Genomic DNA, 18,822 nt, shown 5'->3' with positions numbered 1-18,822 from the left:
AGGGCACATTTTCCGAGGTTCCCCCGATGGGCACGATTTCGATGCTCCGGATGAACCGAACGACGAGGGGGATCCTCCGTGTCCGACCACGCGAATACACCAGACCTGACGAAGCCGTCCGGCGAAGACCCCCACCTCTCACGTCAGCTGTCCAACCGACATATCCAGCTGATTGCCATCGGTGGGGCCATCGGCACCGGACTGTTCATGGGATCGGGTAAGACGATCTCGCTCGCCGGGCCTTCCGTGATCTTCGTGTACATGATCATCGGCTTCATGCTCTTCTTCGTCATGCGGGCGATGGGGGAGTTGCTGCTCTCGAACATGGCATATAAGTCGTTCTCCGACTTCGCCGCGGATCTGCTGGGCCCCTGGGCAGGGTTCTTCACCGGATGGACCTACTGGTTCTGCTGGATCGTCACCGGCATCGCGGACGTCATCGCGATTTCCGGGTACTTCAAATACTGGTGGCCAGGTCTGGCAGCGTGGATTCCCGCATTGTTGACGATCGCGGCGCTGTTGCTGCTCAACCTCCCGACCGTTCGCGCCTTCGGTGAAACCGAGTTCTGGTTCGCGCTGATCAAGATCATCGCCATCGTCAGCTTGATCATCGTCGGCATCGTCATGGTCGTCTCCGGGTTCACGGCGCCGAACGGTGCCACCTCGGGTATCGACAACCTCTGGAACGACGGCGGCATGTTCCCGACCGGATTCATGGGCTTCGTGGCCGGCTTCCAGATCGCCGTGTTCGCCTTCGTGGGAATCGAGCTCGTCGGCACCACCGCGGCCGAGGCGAAGGACCCGGAGAAGAACCTGCCGAAGGCCATCAACTCCATCCCCATTCGCGTGCTGCTGTTCTACGTCGTTGCACTGACCGTGATCATCGCGGTGACTCCGTGGCGCGAAATCAGCGCAGACAAGAGCCCGTTCGTCGCCATGTTCACCCTGGCCGGTCTCGGCATTGCTGCTTCGGTCATCAACTTCGTCGTGCTGACCTCCGCCGCATCTTCCGCCAACTCGGGCATCTACTCCACCTCGCGCATGGTGTTCGGCCTTGCGCAGGAGGGCGACGCACCGAGGGCGCTCGGCAAGCTGAACTCACGCAAGGTCCCCGCGAACGCCCTGATGTTCTCGTGCATCTTCCTGCTGGCGTCGTTGATCCTGCTGTTCTCGGGTGATTCCGTGATCGAGGCTTTCACCGTCGTCACGACCATCTCGGCGCTGCTCTTCATGTTCGTGTGGACGATCATCCTGGCGAGCTACATGGTGTACCGGAAGCGTCGCCCGCACCTGCACGAGGCGTCGAAGTTCAAGATGCCCGGCGGCATCGTGATGTGCTGGGTCGTGCTCGCGTTCTTCGTCTTCATTCTCTGGGCGCTGACAACCAAGGACGACACCTTGCAGGCACTTGTCGTCACACCGATCTGGTTCGTGGTTCTGGGTATCGCCTGGGCGATCATTCGGCGCCGCCCCGCTCACCGGGCACGATACGACGCATTCAAGTCAGAACTGGACGCCAGCCGACAGAACGGCGACAAATAGTTTTGGTCAAGATCGGGTAACGGTGGCGGCCGCCTTGATCAAACTGTTACATTCTTCGGCAGACAGAGGAGCGGGCTTCATCAGAAGGACGCTGCACGCCGACGACTGACGGAGTACACACTGTGGGAAACCACCACCGCACGGGCAATGACGATGTTGTCTTCGAGATCGATCCCGAGGCAGCAAGCGGCCGCCACCGCACCCCGTCGGCTGGCCCTGGTGCCGGTGTCAAGGCTGGTGTCGTAGCTGCGGCTACGGGTGCGCTTCTCGTCGGTGCAGGCCAGATGGGTGCAGGAACCGCTGCTGCGGCGCCGGCAACGCAGACCATCGCCGGCTTCGAGATCCCGCAGGGCCTGCTTCCCGAGGGCGTTGTCGTTCCGGCTGAGCTGGCGGCGCTTCCCGCTCTCGACATCCCCGAGCTTCCCGATTTTGCTGCCGACCTCAACACGCAGGCACAGCAGTTCCTCGCGGGGATCAACCCCGGCACGACCGCTCGCACCGTGCAGCCGGTGTCCGGAACGCTGACCTCCACGTTCGGGTCTCGTTGGGGAGCACACCACGGCGGTCTCGACATCGCGGCCCCGATCGGCACCCCGATCCTCGCTGCAGCCGACGGCCAGGTCATCGACGCCGGCCCGGCGTCAGGTTTCGGACTCTGGGTTCGCGTCCAGCACGACGACGGCACGGTCACCACGTACGGCCACGTCAACGACTACCAGGTCAACGTCGGCCAGCGCGTCAACGCCGGCCAGCAGATCGCCACCGTCGGTAACCGTGGCCAGTCCACCGGCCCGCACCTGCACTTCGAGGTCGCCGAGAACGGCGCAAAGGTCGATCCGGCAGCATGGCTGCAGGCTCGTGGCGTCGCTGTCACCTGGGTGGACAACTCTTAAGAAAACGTCTTGTAGAACTGCGGTGGCGCCGGGAAATTCTTCCTGGAGCCACCGCAGTTCTCGTTTGTCGGTGACACCGGCCGGATAGCCTTCAGTGACGTTGATCGTCGAAGGGGGAACGTGCGATGGGTGCAGAGGTCACGGCGAGAGAATTCACCAGAGCAGACCGCAGGCTCTTTCGTCAGAAGGTGCGCGCGTGCGTCGACGCCATGAAGCAGATGCTTGACGGCGGCGACTTCCGGGACGCCGTCGACAAGCCTGCCCCACTGCTGGGCATGGAGATCGAGTTCAACCTGGTGAACGGGGACATGGCTCCTGCGATGTCGAATCGTGAAGTACTCGAATCCATTGACGACGCTGCGGTTTTCCAAACCGAGCTCGGACAGTTCAACGTCGAGATGAACGTCGAGCCCGGTCCACTCACCGGCGACGCGACATTCGAATTGGAGAAGAAACTGCGGGCGTCCCTCGATGTCGCAGACGCGCGAATCCACGCTCACGACGCCGAGATGGTGATGATCGGGATGTTGCCGACACTGCAGCTCGAGCATCTCGATCGAGAGTGGATCACCGCCAACCCGCGCTACGAATTGCTCAACGAGCAGATCTTTGCCGCGCGAGGAGAAGACATCGAACTCGACGTCGAAGGCGTCGCGCTGCCTGGTGGCGACGTGGAAATTCTTCGGGCCGACACCAATTCGGTGGTGCCGGAGGCGGCATGTACGTCCATGCAGTTGCACCTGCGCGTCGCGCCGGAAGAATTTGCCGCGCACTGGAACGCCGCGCAGTGTCTGGCCGGCGTGCAGGTGGCGTTGGCGGCCAATTCTCCTTTCCTGGCAGGTAAGGCTCTCTGGCACGAATCGCGCATCCCGATCTTCGAACAGGCCACGGACACCAGGACTTTCGAGCTCAAGAACCAAGGTGTGCGCCCGCGAGTGTGGTTCGGTGAGCGATGGATCCACTCGGTACTCGACTTGTTCGAAGAGAACTCGCGGTACTTTCCGGCCCTGCTCCCCGATGTGTCGGACACCGATCCGCTGGAGGTGCTCGCTGCGGGCGGGGTTCCGGAGTTGAGCGAGCTCCAGATGCACAACGGCACGGTCTATCGCTGGAATCGGCCGGTGTACGACTGCTCGGATGGCAAGCCGCACTTGCGTATCGAGAATCGGGTGCTGCCGGCGGGACCGACCGTCGTCGACATCATGGCAAATGCGGCCTTCTACTACGGAACCGTTCGCGCACTGGTGAACGCGGATCGGCCGCTGTGGTCTCACATGTCTTTCCACGCGGCGGAAGAGAACCTGCACATCGGTGCCAAGTACGGACTCGACGCCACCCTGTACTGGCCGGAGATCGGGTGGGTCGGCGCCGACGAGTTGGTCCTGCGAAGGCTGTTGCCGTTGGCGGACGAGGGTTTGGCGGACTTCGGATTGTCGTCCGCTGCCCGCGATCGCTACCTCGGTGTCATCGAGGGGCGGTGCATGAATCGGCAGACGGGTGCCGCCTGGCAACGAGAGCACGTGGCGCGGGAGGAGGCCTCGGGCGCGGACCGCTCGGCGGCGCTCACCGGAATGCTCCGGGGTTACGTGGAGAACATGCGCACGGGAGATCCTGTTCACACCTGGTCCTGAGTGCTCTGCTAATTCTCCTACCCGTCAACAGTTTCGGGGACTTAAGTCCCGGAAATGAGGAGGGGACGACCCCAAAAAAGCCGGACAAGTGGGATGGTTAGAGTGAAAGTGGCTCGGTTACTTCTTCAGGAAGGTGGGCACATGAGTTCACGCGAACATAACAGTGTTGTTGTCGGAGTCGAAGGTTCGGACACGGCGTCCACTGCGCTCCGCGAGGCCGCGAAAATCGCCGCCCAGCGCGAATTGCGACTCGACATCATCCACGCTCTCGACTTCGCGCCGTACGGTTTCGGTGGACCGTACGTCGACGCGGGTGGGGTGTACGAATGGGTCGAGGAGGCAGGAAAAGCGATCTTGGCGGAGGCGGAACAGTTCGCCCGTGAGATCGATCCGAAACTCGAAGTTCACACCGAAATCGCCATCGGCAGCGCAACTCAGTGGCTGATCGAGAGTTCTGCACAAGCCAGGCGGGTGGTTGTCGGAGCGTCCGCTTCGGGCAAAGCCGCGACGGCCGTCCTCGGCAACACCGCGGTCGGGGTGGCCAGTCACGGCAAGTGTCCGGTCATCGTCGTACGGGACCGTGACGGTGCAGTGCCCTCGGAGGGACCGGTCGTGGTCGGTGTCGACGGCAGCGCATTGAGCGCCCAGGCCGTGGGTGCGGCCTTCGAGGAAGCGTCGTTCCGCGGAGTCGAGTTGGTGGCTCTACACGTGTGGAGTGACCTCGGCAGCGCGGCATTCGAAGACCCGAGGGCAGCAGCGCTGGCACCGCAGTCCCTCGAAGAGGAAGAACACGCCGTACTGAGTGAGAGCTTGGCAGGCTGGTCCGAGCAGTACCCGGACGTCAAGGTCCGGCGCGAGGTCTATCTCGACAACCCGCGCGGACGGCTGTTGGACTGGTCGGCAAAAGCGCAGCTCGTCGTGGTCGGCAGCCGTGGCCGTGGCGGATTCCGCGGCATGTTGCTCGGCTCGACCAGCAACACTCTGATCGCTTCCGCCAAGTGCCCCGTCATGGTGGTTCGCCCCGAAGAATCCTGACTTTCTCCAGGTTCTCCCGCTACCCCGTTCATTTCGGTCATCGAATTTGAACGGGGTAGTCACATGAATGCGGACTCAGGTTCCGTAGTGTTCGATGTGAGTAAGTGTTCGATGGGAGTACCACTGCTCGTGTGCGCGTCGCACACGGCAGCAATCGTCAGGATTGGGGTTACAACGTGCGTATCGGTATGGGTTTGAACTACAGCGGCGGGTTCGCCGAAACCGTCGAAGAGGTCGGTGACCTGGAGAAGGCGGGCCTGGACATCGCCTTCGTTCCGGAGGCGTATTCCTTCGACGCCGTCAGCCAACTCGGCTACCTGGCGGCCAAGACGTCGACCATCGAACTCGCTTCGGGAATCTTCCAGATCTACACCCGTACCCCTTCGTTGACCGCGATGACGGCAGCGGGCCTGGACTTCGTCTCCAACGGTCGCTTCGTGATGGGGCTGGGTGCTTCCGGACCGCAGGTGATCGAGGGATTCCACGGCGTCAAGTACGACGCCCCGCTGGGACGCACCCGTGAGGTCGTCGAAATCTGTCGCAAGGTGTGGCGCCGCGAGAAGGTCGAATATCAGGGCAAGTACTACCAGGTTCCGCTCCCCGCCGAGAAGGGCACCGGGCTGGGCAAGCCGCTCAAGCTGATCAATCATCCTGTGCGTGAGCGCATCCCGATCCTGATCGCTTCGCTCGGACCCAAGAACGTCGAGCTGACGGCGGAGATCGCCGAAGGCTGGGAGCCCATCTTCTTCCATCCGGAGAAGGCGGCCAGCGTGTGGGGCGAGCCGATCGCCAAGGGCAAGGCCAAGCGTGATCCGAGCCTCGGCGAGCTTCAGGTGTACGCGTCGCCGGCCCTCGCCATCGGTGACGACGTCGACCACATGCTCGATTGGGTACGCCCGAGCCTCGCGCTGTACATCGGCGGTATGGGCGCCAAGGGAAAGAACTTCTACAACGATCTCGCGGTGCGCTACGGCTACGAAGAAGCTGCCGCGAAGATTCAGGACCTGTACCTCGCGGGCAAGAAGGACGAGGCCGCAGCAGCCGTCCCCGACGATCTTGTTCGCGCCGTGTCGTTGATCGGTCCCGAGAGCTACGTCAAGGAACGCGTCGCGGCCTTCGCCGAAGCCGGTGTCACGACGCTCAACGTCACGCCGTTGGCAGCCGACCGTAACGGCCGAGTGCAGCTGATCGAGAAGTTCCGCAAGATTTGTGACTGACCCTGCCGTGCGCCTTTATTAACCGCCGGCGGTTAATAAAGGCGCACAGCGGGTGATTCGGGATCTCCTGCGCACGAAACCCGAATTTAGGCGCTTGTTGACAGGACTTTTTTCACTTCTGACCGGTCGGGTTCTTCGCCTAACGTGGATCGAGTAGCCAGGGTTTGCGTGCGAATCCGGCACCGGTGGCCTCGTTGACGCCCGAAAGGGATGTTGGCGGGGCCGTTGCCGCAGTCCACTCGAACACCGAATGTCCGATTCGGGACTCGCGTCGGCTGATGAATCCTTTTTGCCGTCATTGGGCAATAGTGTGGGGGCGAAGAGATTCTATGGTCGATTGTGGAGGGACGAACATGAGTGCAACCAAACCCGTCGTCGTAGCGGTAGACGGTTCGGAATCGGCGTCGTCGGCTGTCGTCTGGGCGGCGAGGACGGCAGTGGCGCTCGGTCGACCGCTCCACATCGCGACGGTGGTGCACATCCCTGCCTTCTACTACTCCGAGCCGTACCTCGCCGAGAGTTTCAAGGACGAACTGCGACGCACTGCCACCGCTCGTCTGGACAGTGCGCAGATCCTTGCGCGGCAAAGCATCGACGACGACCTCGAGATCGTCACCGAACTTCTCGACGGCAGTGTCTCCGATCGGCTGATCGAATTGTCCAAGAGCGCGTACATCATTGCGCTCGGACCCCGTGGACACGGCGAATTCACCGGATTGGTCGTCGGTTCCGCGACGGTCTCGGTCGTCTCGCACGGCGAATCTCCGGTGGCAGTTGTCCGAGGACGGACGCTCGACGGTCGACCGCCGACCGAAGGCCCCGTCGTGGTCGGTGTCGATGGATCCGAAAGCAGCATCGAGGCAATCGAGCACGCTTTCGAGCAGGCATCCGCGAGGGGCGCCACCTTGATTGCCGTCAACGTGTGGAGCGACGTGAGTGTGCAGCCCTCGCTGGGCGCCACCCCCGACGACCCGCTGTGGAGCAGCATCCAGACGGGTGAGGAAGTTGTCCTCGCCGAGCAATTGGCCGGATTCACCGAGCGTTACCCGGACGTCGTCGTCGAGAGAGTCGTCGCGCGTGACCGTCCGGTCCGAGTTCTGAGCGAGTACGCGGAGACGGCGCAGTTGATAGTCGTCGGCAGTCGCGGGCGCGGCGGATTCGCGGGAATGCTCCTCGGATCGACCAGTCGGGCGCTCCTGCACACTGCGGATTGCCCGGTTCTCATAGTCCGTCACGTCAACAAGTGAAGAGAATGTATTCCATGAGTTCTGAGTCCACCATCTCCGGTACCGTTCGACGTGAGATGTCTTTTGGAGGGGTTCGATGACAACGCGGATATTCCTGGTCGACGATCACGAGATCGTCAGACGCGGATTGTTCGATCTGCTCGGCGGGGTCGAGGACTTCGTGGTGGTGGGCGAGGCTGCGTCGGTGGGGGAAGCGCTGGCGGCGGTACCGCAGAGCAATGCCGACGTCGCTGTTCTGGACGTGCGGCTGCCTGACGGCAACGGCGTCGAGCTGTGCCGCGAACTTCGCTCGATGCTGCCCAACCTGCGCTGCCTGATGCTCACCTCGTACGCGGACGACGAGGCGCTACTCGACGCGATCATGGCGGGCGCTTCTGGATTCGTCCTCAAACAGATCCTTGGAACCGATCTGGTTGCTGCTGTCCGCACAGTCGGGCGCGGCGGTTCACTGCTCGACAGTCGGGCAACCGAGGCGCTGATGCAGCGGATCCGTAGCGACCGTACAGCTGATCCACTGGCCGAACTTTCCGATCAGGAGCGAGCAGTCTTCGACCTCATCGGAGAGGGACTCACCAACCGGGAGATCGGCGCGCGATTGTTCCTCGCGGAGAAGACGGTCAAGAACTACGTGACGCGTCTGCTCTCGAAGCTGGGCATGCAGCGTCGTACTCAGGCTGCGGTGCTGGCCACCGAAATCCGCAGCGGCAGTCGATAGGTTATCGACTGGACTTCGGTCGATTCGAGTTGGTGCGGCCGAGCGGTACTCGCCAGAGCAGACGTGCACCGCTCGGATCGTGGTTGACGATCGTGCACGTACCGCCGCAATGTTCGGCACGGCGCTCGAGATTGTGAAGTCCACTCTTGTGGAAGTCGGAGGGGAGTCCGACGCCGTCGTCCTCGATCGTGATGGCGAATTCGACATCCGCGGTCACTGCGATGGTGATGTGGTGTGCGTGTGCGTGCCGAAGGACGTTGCTCAGTCCCTCTCGCAGTACAGCCTCGGCGTGCTGGTGGATCCCGGGGTTCACCAGAGTGTCGATGGCGCCGGAGAATTGGACGCTGGGGGTCACGGAGGACTGGGCGGTGGCATCGCCGATGACATCGAGGAGGCGTCGTCGCAGGCTCGACGTCCCGGCAGCAGTGGGAGTCTGCAGATCGAAGATCGTTGTCCGGATCTCGCGGACGGTCTTGTCGAGTTGTTCGAGAGATCGTTTGACAATCGCGCGCGCCGACTCGGGGAGGGTCTCGTCCGGAAGCGTGCTCTGCAAGCTCATTCCGCTCGCGAACAGTCTCTGGATGACGTTGTCGTGCAAGTCTCGTGCGATGCGATCGCGGTCGGCGAGGACCGACAGCAGGCGTTGCGCCTTCTGCTTCTCGTCGAACTCGATTGCAACGGAGCCGAGTTCGGCCATCGACTCGATCCGGGTCAGTTCGTCGTGATCCCAGTGTGTGTTGGTCGAGTTCGATGCGACGATGACCGCTCCGACTACCCCCGAGGCGACGCACATCGGTGCCACGACCGCACTCCCGGCCGACGGCACGAGTTCCGTGAGCGCGCCTAAAGTGGTGAGTACCTGTAGCTTTCGGGTGCTTCGGACGACGTCGAACGGATAGGTCGTCGCTGGAATTCTGACCCCGCGTGACGTGGTACGGGCGCTGGCCGCGGCGTGGACCTGGGCGTAACCGTTCTCGCAGATCACCACGATCACGTCGTCGACGCCGGTCAGATCCCGAACGCGGCTCGCGAGAAGTTGCAGGCCGTCCTCGAGCGAGTCACCGGCCAGCAACCGCGAGCGGATGGCAGATGTTGCGGTGAGCCATCTTTCACGAGTTCGAGACTGCTCGAACAGTCGTGCGTTTTCGACAGCTATGCCGGCTGCAATGGCGAGGGCTTCGAGAATGACCTCGTCCTCTTGCGTGAACTCGGCTTTTCCTCGTTTCTCGGTCAGGTAGATGCTTCCGAACACCTTTCCTCGCATCATGATCGGCGCTCCGAGAAAACTCTCCATCGGTGGATGATTCGCGGGGAAACCGACAGACTCGGGATGATCGCCGAGGTGCGCCACACGCAACGTCTGCGGATGATTCATCAGAACACCCAGAACGCCATGACCTTCGGGGAAATGTCCCATGGTCGCGCGTTGGGACCCGGAGATCCCCTCGTAGACGAATTCCGAGAGCCCACCCCCCGGCGCCGCGACCCCCAGGGCGCCGTAGCGGCAATCCAGAACCGTTGTCGCAGAGGTGATGATCCGTTGGAGCGTCAGGTCGAGGTCCAGGCCGGAGCCGACGACCAGGACCGCCTCGAGCAGACGGTGGAGTGTCGGGATGTCGGCGTTGGAATCGCCCAGGCGGTCGAGCAACTCGCCGAACGTGCGTGCCGGACTGTGACCCGATGCTTCGACCATGGTCGAAGCATATCGCCTCACCGCACGTCAGCCACCCTGACGGCGGCCTTCCCACCATGAAGTCCAGTGATGCTTGATCTCGTCGAACTCGTCATCGCTCAGGTCGTAGGTGGTCAGCAGGATCGACATGCCTCCGTCGGGCCGCTGCGGAGTCACCGACTGGGTCGCGACGGAGAGTAGACCAGGGCCGAGATCTTCGACTGTCAACCCGAATTGGTGATCGGTGACGTAGTCGACGACGCCTTCGAAATAGTCGCCGGGAGCGATTGTCGCCGCGTACCGACTTCCCGCTGCCAATTCGATTTCGGTGAGCCCGAGGACGGTTGCCACGTTCTCGCCGGGGAGCAGCAGGCCGTCGAGATAAATGGTTCTTCGCTCAGCGAGTCCGTGGTGCTCCACTGCGAATCTGAGCAACTGGAGGAACGTCGTCCATCCCTCGGTGATGTCGTCGTACCAGTCGTCGTCGGCGGACTTGGCCGGACGATCGATGCGGACGACCGTCTTGCCGTCCTGTTCGAGAAGTGAGAAACGGTCGCCGTTTCCGAGTTTCAGCGTCAACGCTTCGGGGTCGGCATCAGCGGTGGAGTAGATCTGGGTGATTTCGTCGTCGAGTCCGTCGTACTCCCAGCCGAACCAACGACGAATCAGCGACGGGTCGCGCAGCGCGGGCCAAAGTACGGACGGGGCTGCGACGATGGACACTTCGATCACGGTTTCGCTCACGCGGAAGACGCTACCGACTTCAGCCCTTCATCGCGACGGTCAGTAGAAATGCAACGTCTTCGAGCGCTTCGACACTGTGCCGGTCGGCTGGAACGGTGAGGAAATCGCCGGTGGATCCTTTCCACTGGTCGCTCCCACACACAAGATTCAGCTTCCCGCTCAGGACCAACAGGGTGGCTTCGCCCGGGCTGTCGTGTTCGGCGAGGCTCTTGCCGGCGCTCAGCGCGATAACCGTCTGTCGCAGGCTGCGCTGGTGGCCGCCGTAGACGGTTTGTGAACTGCGACCGCTGGTCGCCGAGCCCGCCAGTTTCAGCTGTTGACGAGCGAGAGCGGTCAGTGATTTCTTGTCCATCGAAGACCTCTCGAAAGCGGTGAATGTCGTTCTAGGAGTATGACCGACTCACTCGCGAGGTGCCTCGTTATCGGCGGAAGTCGGTCAGCGAGTGTATTCCAGCCAGCGGAAGCGCAGCCCACTCTTCTCCGAGGTCTGCCACGGCCCGTCGGACTTCAGGTTCCATTCGGGGCCGATCTCGGGAGCGAAGGCATCACCGGCGATGTCGAGGTCGATCTCGGTCACCAGGAGATGCGTCGCGAATGGCAGTGCAGCCGAATAAATTTGCCCGCCACCGACGACGAAGACGTCGCCCTCCGGCAACGCCAGGGCGTCGTGAAGACTGTGGACCACCTCGGCGCCTTCGGCGTTCCATTGCAGATCGCGCGTGACAACGATGTTCCGACGCCCGCTGAACGGCCGGAACTTCAGTGGAATGGAGTCCCAGGTGCGCCGCCCCATGATCACCGGATGTCCCATGGTGACGCGTTTGAAGTAAGCCATGTCCTCGGACACGCGCCACGGGATCGTGTTGTCGGCGCCGATGACGCCGTCATGGGCCTGCGCCCAGACAAGGGTGACTGTGCGATCGGTCATTGTCAGACCGCTACCGGCGCTTTGATAGCGGGGTGGTGCTGATAGTCGACGATCTCCACGTCCTCGAAGGTGTAGTCGAAGATGGAGTCGCGCTTGTTCAATTTCAGGGTCGGCAACGGGAGGGGCTCGCGACCGAGCTGCTCGGTGACCTGGTCGACGTGATTGTCGTAGATGTGGCAGTCACCGCCGGTCCAGACGAACTCGCCGACGTCGAGTCCGGCCTGCTGGGCCATCATGTGCGTGAGCAGTGCGTAGCTGGCGATGTTGAACGGAACGCCGAGGAACATGTCGGCGCTGCGCTGGTACAGCTGGCACGAGAGTTTGCCGTCGGCGACGTAGAACTGGAAGAAAGCGTGGCACGGAGCCAGCGCCATCTGCGGAATGTCTGCGACGTTCCATGCCGAGACGATGATCCGCCGCGAATCGGGATTCGAGCGCAGGGTCTCGACGGTCTGCGTGATCTGGTCGATGTGCTCTCCGGACGGAGTGGGCCAGCTGCGCCACTGGACGCCGTAGACGGGACCGAGTTCGCCGTTCTCGTCGGCCCACTCGTCCCAGATGGAGACGCCGTTCTCGTGCAGCCACGCCACGTTGGAGTCGCCGCGCAGGAACCACAGGAGTTCGTTGACGATCGACTTGAGGTGGACCTTCTTGGTGGTGACGAGCGGAAAGCCGTCGGCAAGATCGAAGCGCATCTGGTGACCGAAGATGCTGCGGGTGCCCGTTCCGGTTCGATCGGATTTGGCGGTACCCGTCTCCATGACGAGCCGGAGGAGGTCTTCGTAAGCAGTGGAGACAGTCACGGGAATCAGTCTAGGGCCTAGCCTGCTGTGCGCCTTTATTAACCTCCGGCGGTTAATAAAGGCGCACAGCAATATAGCCTCGGCACATGCGCGAACTCTTGGTGATCGGTATCGGTGCTGGTGATCCCGACCAGGTGACTGTCCAGGCGATCAAGGCTATGAACAGGGCCGATACCTTCTTCATCATCGGAAAGGGTGACGAGAAGCAGGCTCTGGTGGACCTGCGAACCGGAATCCTCGACGAACACGTTCACCTCGACTACAAGGTGGTCGAGATCACGGACCCACCGCGGGATCGAACCCCGACCGATTACGAAGGTGTCGTCGAGGACTGGCACGAGCGCAGGGCAGCGAAATTCGAAGCGGAATTCGCGGCCGAACCTGGAGTCGGCGCCATTCTCGTCTGGGGTGACCCGTCCCTCTACGACAGCACTCTGCGGATCGTCGAGCGCGTGCTCGCTCGCGGGAAAGTGTCGTTCGACTACTCCGTCATCCCGGGAATCACGAGTGTGCAGTCGTTGGCTGCACAACACCGAATCGTCCTGAACCGAATCGGCGAACCGATCCACATCACGACCGGCCGCAAACTGGCCGAGGGCTTGCCCGCCGGAGTGGACAACGCCGTCGTCATGCTCGACGCGCATTGCACGTTTACTCAGGTGAGCGAAGACGAAGCCGAAATCTGGTGGGGCGCGTACCTCGGAACCTCGGACGAGGAGCTGATTTCCGGCAACCTGCGCGAGGTCGAAGATCGGATCGTCGCGCGCCGGGCGGAGTTGCGCGAGAAGCACGGCTGGATCATGGATACGTACCTCCTTCGGCGCTGACAACCGCCCGCGGATTGCACATTCGATCCTGCGCTCTTGAGCCCCGACGACGGTCTGCGCACCTATGATCTGCGCATGACATCGTTCGGGCCGGACCGACTGCAGTCGATTCTGCCCGCGCCTCGTGGCCGTGAAAAGTCAGCTGTGAAGTCGGCCTTCGGCCTTCTCGTCCAGTGGTATCGGCGTCCTGATCAATTCGACAGTTTCAATCGATACCTCGCCACGAAGGGCCTCGAGCTAGCTGTTCGGTTGCTGGTAATCGGCTCCCTGACGACGGTCATCATCGCGATGACTATGTTGCGCTTCAGCGACGCAGGCGTTCACAGCCATGTCACCAGCGTCGTCAACGCCGTGATCATCGCCGTCACGGGCGCGGTGATCGTGCTCTTCTGCCTTCTGCCCGAAATCACACGACGGTGGTCGTATTTTTTCGTCGCCTGCTGCGAGGTCGGCGTATTCGTCGGCGTGTTCCTCAACAGCGATCCGTTCATCGGCTTGATCCAGTGTGTGCTCTTCGTGTTGATCGGCGGTTACATCGCCTACTTCCACAACGCCCGACTCCAGGCGTTTCACATGGCGTTCTCCATCGTGGTGCTGGCATTGATCGGCCGAAAGGTCGCGATCTACGCGGATCCTGCGCTGGCCACGGCGCTCTGTCTGATCATCGCAACCGGGATCGTGGTCATTCCGTTCGCCTGCCAGTTCGTCCTCTCTCTTCTCGGATCCGACGCCGACAGTTCGGATGTCGATCCGTTGACCGGCCTGCTGAATCGTCGTGGGCTGCAGCGAGCTGTTGTCGAAATGGGAGCGACTGGACGTGCGTCGAGCAAATCTTCGTATGTCGTCGCAATCGTCGATGTCGATTCGTTCAAGATCGTCAACGACTCACACGGGCACGAAGAAGGCGATCTCGTCCTCCGTCAGATTGCTGATCGACTGCGATGGTGCGGCAGCGAGAACGCGCTCTTCGCCAGGTTCGGTGGGGACGAGTTCGTCTTGGTGGACACGATCGACGTCGGGGCAGCGCCTGCTTTCGAGGACAGTTTGCGAAGACACTTGCGAATCGACGACCGTGATCCGGCGGTGACAACCAGCGTCGGAGTTGCGATCACCTCCGCCGAATGGTCTTCGATTATTTCCGACGAGGAGTTGACGGACCTGTTTCGAGTAGCAGACGCCTCGATGTATCGCGCGAAGGCCGCCGGCGGCGATCAGGTTGTGATGTGGGACGGCAAACAGTGAGAATTGTCTGATTGCGGGGAGTTGACTGGATTACCCTGACCTTATGGAATCTGCCGAGAGTGTGGAGCGTACGGACGCCGTCGCGTCGCCCCGACCGCTCTCGGCCTCTGCGTTCCGCCTGATCTCGTCTCAACTGGCTGATTGGTATCGGCGGCCGGACCAATTCGACACCTTCAATCGTTATCTCGCGGACAAAGGGCTGACCGTCGCTTCGCGTTTTCTTGTCGTCTGCTCGTTGGTGCTGGTCACCGTCATCATGTTCCTGACTCGCTTCAGTTCACAGGGGCCGACCAGTGCCCATGCACGCACCGCGAATACCGTCATCATCGTCGTCACTGTGATCATGGCCGTCGCCCTCTCGACGAGGCGTAATCTCTCCCGTTCCTGGTCGTACGCGTTCGTGCTCTATTCGGAAGTGGGAATAGCGGCCGCAATGCTGTTGTACTCCAACCCACTTGCGGCACTGGCACATGCCGTGATGTTCTCGGTGATCGGCGGTTACATCGCGTTCTTCCACAATGCTCGGATGCAGACCCTGCACATGGTGTGGGTATTCGTCGTTGTCATCGGAATCGTGACACGTACTGCCGTGGTCGAGAATGATGTGGATGTTCCGGTTCTAGTTGCGTTGGTAGTACTGGTCGGCGCGGCGATCTACGTGATTCCCTTTGCCTGTCAGTTCGTTTTCTCCATCCTCGGCACCGACGCGCTGAATTCGCAATTGGACCCGCTAACTGGACTGCTCAACAGGAGGGGACTGGCCGACGAAGTACGACTGTTGCTGGAGAAGTCGTACACGCACCCGGCACTCTTGGTTGTCGCCGCGGTCGACATCAATCGATTCAAGGCCATCAACGACGAGTACGGACACACCGTCGGCGACGCTGTGATCGAGAAAGTCGGCGCGAGACTGGTCGAATGTGCCGGCCCGACAGCGTTGATCGCACGGATCGGCGGCGACGAGTTCGTCATAGTCGATTCGGTCGATCAACGCTCGATCGATCGACTCGCGCACGAACTTCGACACTCGACGATTACGTCCTACGATCATCCGGCCGTAGCCATGAGCGTCGGAATCGCGAAAATGGCAGGGCCTTTCGACACAGTCGACGATGCACTGGTCGCCTACCCGGCTTTGCTGCGACGAGCGGATCGGGCGATGTACTCCGCGAAGGCACGCGGTGGGCACTCGGTGGTTCTGCATACCGAAACGGACTGAGCGCACTGTGTGTGTCCGTGGTCGGCGTTAGTCTGTTGCCATGCCTGAACTACCCGAGGTGGAAGCGCTGGCAGGGTTCCTTCGTCAGCACGCGGTAGGCGCGGTGGTGGGACGCGTCGACATCGCTGCACTGAGTGTGCTCAAGACCTTCGATCCGCCGATCACTGCTCTGCAGGGGCGCGATGTGACGGGCGCTGCCCGCTTCGGAAAGCATCTGGCCCTCGATTGCGACGGATTGTGGTTGGTCACGCATCTCTCCAGAGCAGGGTGGATGCGCTGGCTCGACAATCCGTCGGCAACACCGCCGAAGCCCGGCAAGGGGCCGTTGGCGCTGCGCGTTCATTTCTTCACACCGGAAGGGTTGACGCCGGCATTCGATCTCACCGAGGCAGGTACCAAGAAGCGCCTCGCCGTCTGGGTGGTGAACGATCCGCAGGAGGTTCCGGGCATCGCCAGACTGGGGCCGGACGCGATGGCTGTGACCGAAGCGGAGTTCGCAGAGATTCTGGGCGGAACCTCGGCGCGGATCAAGAACTCGATAGTCGATCAGTCGCTGATCGCAGGCATCGGGAACGCCTACTCGGACGAGATTCTTCACACCGCGAAACTTTCGCCCTTCGCGACCTCGTCGCGGCTGACGCCGGAACAGATTTCGGCGCTGTATGCCGTGATGCGATCAACACTTGCCGACGCGATCGAGCGTTCGGAAGGTCAGGACGCGGCCAGGCTCAAAGGTGAGAAACGCTCGGGGATGCGAGTACATGCTCGCACCGGACTTCCCTGCCCGGTGTGCGGTGACGTCGTACGCGAAGTCTCGTTCGCGGAGCGTTCTTTTCAGTACTGCGCGACGTGTCAGACTGGCGGTAAGCCGTTGGCGGACAGGCGAATGTCGAAATTACTCAAGTAGTGAACTGCGCGGCGAGCAGTTCGACGAATTCGCGAGCGAGTGCCGACGAATGAGCTGGTTCGGTGATGGCGTGGACGATCCGATGCGGTGCGTCGGTGATGGGAATGCAGACCAGTTCGGGATGTGGGGCGCTCATGGACTGGGGGAGCAAGCCGACGCCCAGGCCGTTGGCGGTCAGTGAACAGATCAGGTCGACGGAGTTGGCTTCGAGCGTTTTTCCGCGAGGGACTTGTGATTCGGCGAATGCCTGATCGGTTTGGACACGGGCCTCGCTGCCGGAGGCGAAGTCCACGAGAGTGTGATCTCGTAAGTCTTCGAGCCTGATCGACGAGGCCTGGGCGAAGTGATGGTCGGGAGCAACAAACGCCGCGGTGGGTTCACTCCACAACGGCGCGGCGGCAAAGCTCTTGGGTAGGCGACCTGCGGCCAATCCGACGATGCCGACGTCGATTGCGCCGGACCGGACTCCTTCGATAACTACTTCACTGCCGTACGGCCGCACGGTGACGTTGATGGCGGGATGCCGACGCGTCAGATCTGCCAGGGCGCGGCCGACGTCGACGCGCCCGGCCGAGGTGATGGTGCCCACCGTCAGTCGCACTTGCTCGTTGCTCTGCGCCGAGACGTCGCTGACCAGTCTCGACATGGCGCCGAGTACCTCACGAGAGCGGGCAACAAAAACCTCGCCGGCGGCGGTCAGTCCGACGTTTCGACTGTTCCGGTTGAACAGTTCCACTCCCAGTTCCTTCTCGAGGTCTCGGATCTGGGCACTCAGGGCGGACTGGGAAACGTGCAACCGCGCGGCCGCTCGGCTGAAATGTCTGTCTTCCGCAACGGCGAGGGCGTAGCGGATGTGACGTAGTTCCATTGGACCAATCTATCGTTTCTGGAGATAGATCATGCATATCTATCTATTGGACGCGCGTCGGTGTGGGCGGTCATGCTTGACGACATGATTTCAAGCGACGCGCGTCCGAGGCTCGGACTACCCATAGTGCTGCTGATGGCTGCCGCGACGGGCCTGTGCGCGGGCGGTAACTATTTCAATCAGCCACTCCTCGATTCCATCGCGGATCACCTGAATGTGTCGGCCTCCGCAGCGGCCGCGACGGTGACCATCGCACAGGTCGCGTATGCACTCGGATTGATACTTCTGGTTCCGGTAGGCGACATGGTGGACCGACGCAAGCTGACGGTGGGGCTCATGCTGCTGGCGGCGACCGGTCAAGCGGTCAGCGGATTTGCACCCAACTTTGCCACGCTGGCAGTGGGAATCGCAGTCGCTGGAGTCTTTTCGGTCGCTGCCCAGGTGCTGATTCCGTTTGCCGCCTCACTGGCCGAACCTGAGAGGTCCGGTCAGGTGGTCGGCACGATCATGAGCGGGCTGCTGATCGGAATCCTGTTGGCGCGCAGCGTTGCCGGCGTGCTCTCCGGACTGGGAGGTTGGTCGACGGTCTACAAGGTGGCGGCGGTGTTGATGGTGGTGATGGCCGTCGCATTGTGGCGATCTCTGCCTTCCGATTCCGCAGATCGACCGAAAGCTGGTTACGGCGCCACGCTTGCTTCGGTAGGAAAGTTGGCTGCGACCTTGCCACGCCTGAGAACCCGATCGGCCATGGGCGGGTTGGCTTTTGCTGCCGTCAGCACCGTCTTCACGACGATGGCCTTTCTTCTCTCCGGCGAATTCGGCTACAGCGACACTCAAATCGGCTTGGTCGGACTACTCGGCGTGGCGGGAGCATTGATGGCGACGGTGGCGGGCAGGCTGGCCGATCGGGGATTGGGTCAGGTGGCGACCGGCGGCGCTATTGCGATTCTCTTGGTGTCGTGGCTTCCCTTTGTCTCCGGTGCCACGCACGTGGTGTGGTTTCTCGTCGCCATCGTTCTAGCCGATCTCGCACTGCAGGGAGTGCACGTCAGCAACCAGAACGTCATCTATGCCCTTGTCCCCGAGGCGCGTTCGCGTGTGAACTCGGTGTACATGACCACCTACTTCGTCGGTGCTGCGGTGGGCTCGGCAGTGGGGTCGGTGGTGTGGAAGTCGTACGGATGGACTGGAGTCTGCATCGCCGGGTTGGTCTTCTCCGTCGCAACCGCGTTGGTGTGGATGCACGATCGCCGGTTGGAGACGGGCGAACTGCTGGTCCCGGAATCCCCTGTCGCGGTGGGATAGGCACCCACGCCTTCTCGGCTCCCGCCT

The 18,822-nt window shown here is 61.9% G+C and carries 18 protein-coding genes; 12 read left to right on the top strand and 6 right to left on the bottom strand.

The genetic code is table 11. The features are described from left to right. Positions 1–78: 78 nt before the first annotated feature. From cycA to DBV08_RS11320, 7 genes are all read left to right on the top strand, one after another. Positions 79–1,542 carry a D-serine/D-alanine/glycine transporter gene (gene cycA, locus DBV08_RS11350; protein WP_095971117.1) on the top strand — a complete coding sequence of 488 codons (1,464 nt, stop codon included), beginning with the start codon at positions 79–81 and terminating at the stop codon, positions 1,540–1,542. A gap of 122 nt (positions 1,543–1,664) precedes the next feature. Beyond that, positions 1,665–2,435, top strand: a complete 771-nt coding sequence (locus DBV08_RS11345) for a M23 family metallopeptidase (protein ID WP_095971116.1) — start codon at positions 1,665–1,667, stop codon at positions 2,433–2,435. A gap of 125 nt (positions 2,436–2,560) precedes the next feature. After that, positions 2,561–4,066: a glutamate-cysteine ligase family protein gene (locus tag DBV08_RS11340; RefSeq protein ID WP_124567484.1), complete on the top strand. Its 1,506-nt coding sequence runs from the start codon at positions 2,561–2,563 to the stop codon at positions 4,064–4,066. Between the two features lie 141 nt (positions 4,067–4,207). Further along, complete coding sequence (locus tag DBV08_RS11335; RefSeq protein WP_007727672.1) at positions 4,208–5,101, top strand: universal stress protein; 894 nt, start codon at positions 4,208–4,210, stop codon at positions 5,099–5,101. Between the two features lie 176 nt (positions 5,102–5,277). Continuing rightward, the gene (locus DBV08_RS11330; RefSeq protein WP_124567813.1) at positions 5,278–6,318 is read left to right on the top strand and encodes an LLM class F420-dependent oxidoreductase; all 1,041 of its coding nucleotides are present in this window, start codon (positions 5,278–5,280) and stop codon (positions 6,316–6,318) included. Between the two features lie 353 nt (positions 6,319–6,671). After that, positions 6,672–7,565, top strand: a complete 894-nt coding sequence (locus DBV08_RS11325; protein WP_095971114.1) for a universal stress protein — start codon at positions 6,672–6,674, stop codon at positions 7,563–7,565. A gap of 76 nt (positions 7,566–7,641) precedes the next feature. Beyond that, the gene (locus DBV08_RS11320) at positions 7,642–8,280 is read left to right on the top strand and encodes a response regulator transcription factor (protein WP_019744786.1); all 639 of its coding nucleotides are present in this window, start codon (positions 7,642–7,644) and stop codon (positions 8,278–8,280) included. A 1-nt stretch (position 8,281) separates the two neighbouring features. Here the strand turns inward: DBV08_RS11320 and DBV08_RS11315 are convergent, their stop codons facing one another. The 5 genes from DBV08_RS11315 to DBV08_RS11295 form a co-directional block, all read right to left on the bottom strand. Further along, a complete protein-coding gene (locus tag DBV08_RS11315) occupies positions 8,282–9,973 on the bottom strand; it encodes a GAF domain-containing protein (protein WP_124567483.1) in 1,692 nt (563 codons plus the stop codon). Positions 9,974–10,000: 27 nt separating this feature from the next. Beyond that, positions 10,001–10,696: a hypothetical protein gene (locus DBV08_RS11310; RefSeq protein WP_095971112.1), complete on the bottom strand. Its 696-nt coding sequence runs from the start codon at positions 10,694–10,696 to the stop codon at positions 10,001–10,003. A gap of 19 nt (positions 10,697–10,715) precedes the next feature. Then, positions 10,716–11,048, bottom strand: coding sequence for a cupin domain-containing protein (locus DBV08_RS11305; protein ID WP_003946336.1), 333 nt, complete (start codon positions 11,046–11,048; stop codon positions 10,716–10,718). Between the two features lie 84 nt (positions 11,049–11,132). Next, complete coding sequence (locus DBV08_RS11300; protein ID WP_124567482.1) at positions 11,133–11,624, bottom strand: dihydrofolate reductase; 492 nt, start codon at positions 11,622–11,624, stop codon at positions 11,133–11,135. A gap of 2 nt (positions 11,625–11,626) precedes the next feature. Beyond that, positions 11,627–12,427 carry a thymidylate synthase gene (locus DBV08_RS11295; RefSeq protein WP_095971110.1) on the bottom strand — a complete coding sequence of 267 codons (801 nt, stop codon included), beginning with the start codon at positions 12,425–12,427 and terminating at the stop codon, positions 11,627–11,629. Between the two features lie 86 nt (positions 12,428–12,513). Between DBV08_RS11295 and cobF the strand changes: the two genes are divergently transcribed. From cobF to DBV08_RS11275, 4 genes are all read left to right on the top strand, one after another. Continuing rightward, positions 12,514–13,254, top strand: coding sequence for a precorrin-6A synthase (deacetylating) (cobF, locus tag DBV08_RS11290; protein ID WP_124567481.1), 741 nt, complete (start codon positions 12,514–12,516; stop codon positions 13,252–13,254). Positions 13,255–13,329: 75 nt separating this feature from the next. After that, the gene (locus DBV08_RS11285; protein ID WP_260395526.1) at positions 13,330–14,496 is read left to right on the top strand and encodes a GGDEF domain-containing protein; all 1,167 of its coding nucleotides are present in this window, start codon (positions 13,330–13,332) and stop codon (positions 14,494–14,496) included. A gap of 43 nt (positions 14,497–14,539) precedes the next feature. Beyond that, positions 14,540–15,715 carry a diguanylate cyclase gene (locus DBV08_RS11280; protein ID WP_124567479.1) on the top strand — a complete coding sequence of 392 codons (1,176 nt, stop codon included), beginning with the start codon at positions 14,540–14,542 and terminating at the stop codon, positions 15,713–15,715. 40 nt (positions 15,716–15,755) lie between these two features. Continuing rightward, positions 15,756–16,622: an Fpg/Nei family DNA glycosylase gene (locus DBV08_RS11275; protein ID WP_124567478.1), complete on the top strand. Its 867-nt coding sequence runs from the start codon at positions 15,756–15,758 to the stop codon at positions 16,620–16,622. Here DBV08_RS11275 and DBV08_RS11270 read toward each other — a convergent pair. After that, positions 16,615–17,490 (bottom strand): LysR family transcriptional regulator, encoded by an 876-nt coding sequence (locus tag DBV08_RS11270; RefSeq protein ID WP_124567477.1) that lies wholly within the window; start codon positions 17,488–17,490, stop codon positions 16,615–16,617. The two genes, DBV08_RS11275 and DBV08_RS11270, sit on opposite strands and share 8 nt — an antisense overlap. 72 nt (positions 17,491–17,562) lie before the next feature. Here DBV08_RS11270 and DBV08_RS11265 point away from each other — a divergent pair, with 72 nt between their 5' ends. Then, positions 17,563–18,795: an MFS transporter gene (locus tag DBV08_RS11265; protein ID WP_124567476.1), complete on the top strand. Its 1,233-nt coding sequence runs from the start codon at positions 17,563–17,565 to the stop codon at positions 18,793–18,795. The last annotated feature ends 27 nt before the right edge of the window (positions 18,796–18,822 follow it).

The sequence above is a fragment of the Rhodococcus sp. KBW08 genome (assembly GCF_003852455.1).
In the GTDB taxonomy this organism is placed as follows: Bacteria; Actinomycetota; Actinomycetes; order Mycobacteriales; family Mycobacteriaceae; genus Rhodococcus_F; species Rhodococcus_F baikonurensis.
Note: the sequence above shows the minus strand (reverse complement) of the source record. Positions and strands in the feature narration are given on the sequence as shown.

What these genes read in the sequence shown, in the direction of transcription:
- DBV08_RS11340 (WP_124567484.1), top strand. Translation starts at nt 2,561, where the DNA reads ATGGGTGCAGAGGTCACGGCGAGAGAATTCACCAGAGCAGACCGCAGG.
- DBV08_RS11285 (WP_260395526.1), top strand. Translation starts at nt 13,330, where the DNA reads ATGACATCGTTCGGGCCGGACCGACTGCAGTCGATTCTGCCCGCGCCT.
- DBV08_RS11315 (WP_124567483.1), bottom strand. Translation starts at nt 9,973, where the DNA reads ATGGTCGAAGCATCGGGTCACAGTCCGGCACGCACGTTCGGCGAGTTG.
- DBV08_RS11335 (WP_007727672.1), top strand. Translation starts at nt 4,208, where the DNA reads ATGAGTTCACGCGAACATAACAGTGTTGTTGTCGGAGTCGAAGGTTCG.
- DBV08_RS11280 (WP_124567479.1), top strand. Translation starts at nt 14,540, where the DNA reads ATGGAATCTGCCGAGAGTGTGGAGCGTACGGACGCCGTCGCGTCGCCC.
- cobF (WP_124567481.1), top strand. Translation starts at nt 12,514, where the DNA reads ATGCGCGAACTCTTGGTGATCGGTATCGGTGCTGGTGATCCCGACCAG.
- DBV08_RS11320 (WP_019744786.1), top strand. Translation starts at nt 7,642, where the DNA reads ATGACAACGCGGATATTCCTGGTCGACGATCACGAGATCGTCAGACGC.
- DBV08_RS11305 (WP_003946336.1), bottom strand. Translation starts at nt 11,048, where the DNA reads ATGGACAAGAAATCACTGACCGCTCTCGCTCGTCAACAGCTGAAACTG.
- DBV08_RS11300 (WP_124567482.1), bottom strand. Translation starts at nt 11,624, where the DNA reads ATGACCGATCGCACAGTCACCCTTGTCTGGGCGCAGGCCCATGACGGC.
- DBV08_RS11270 (WP_124567477.1), bottom strand. Translation starts at nt 17,490, where the DNA reads ATGGAACTACGTCACATCCGCTACGCCCTCGCCGTTGCGGAAGACAGA.
- DBV08_RS11275 (WP_124567478.1), top strand. Translation starts at nt 15,756, where the DNA reads ATGCCTGAACTACCCGAGGTGGAAGCGCTGGCAGGGTTCCTTCGTCAG.
- DBV08_RS11325 (WP_095971114.1), top strand. Translation starts at nt 6,672, where the DNA reads ATGAGTGCAACCAAACCCGTCGTCGTAGCGGTAGACGGTTCGGAATCG.
- DBV08_RS11265 (WP_124567476.1), top strand. Translation starts at nt 17,563, where the DNA reads ATGCTTGACGACATGATTTCAAGCGACGCGCGTCCGAGGCTCGGACTA.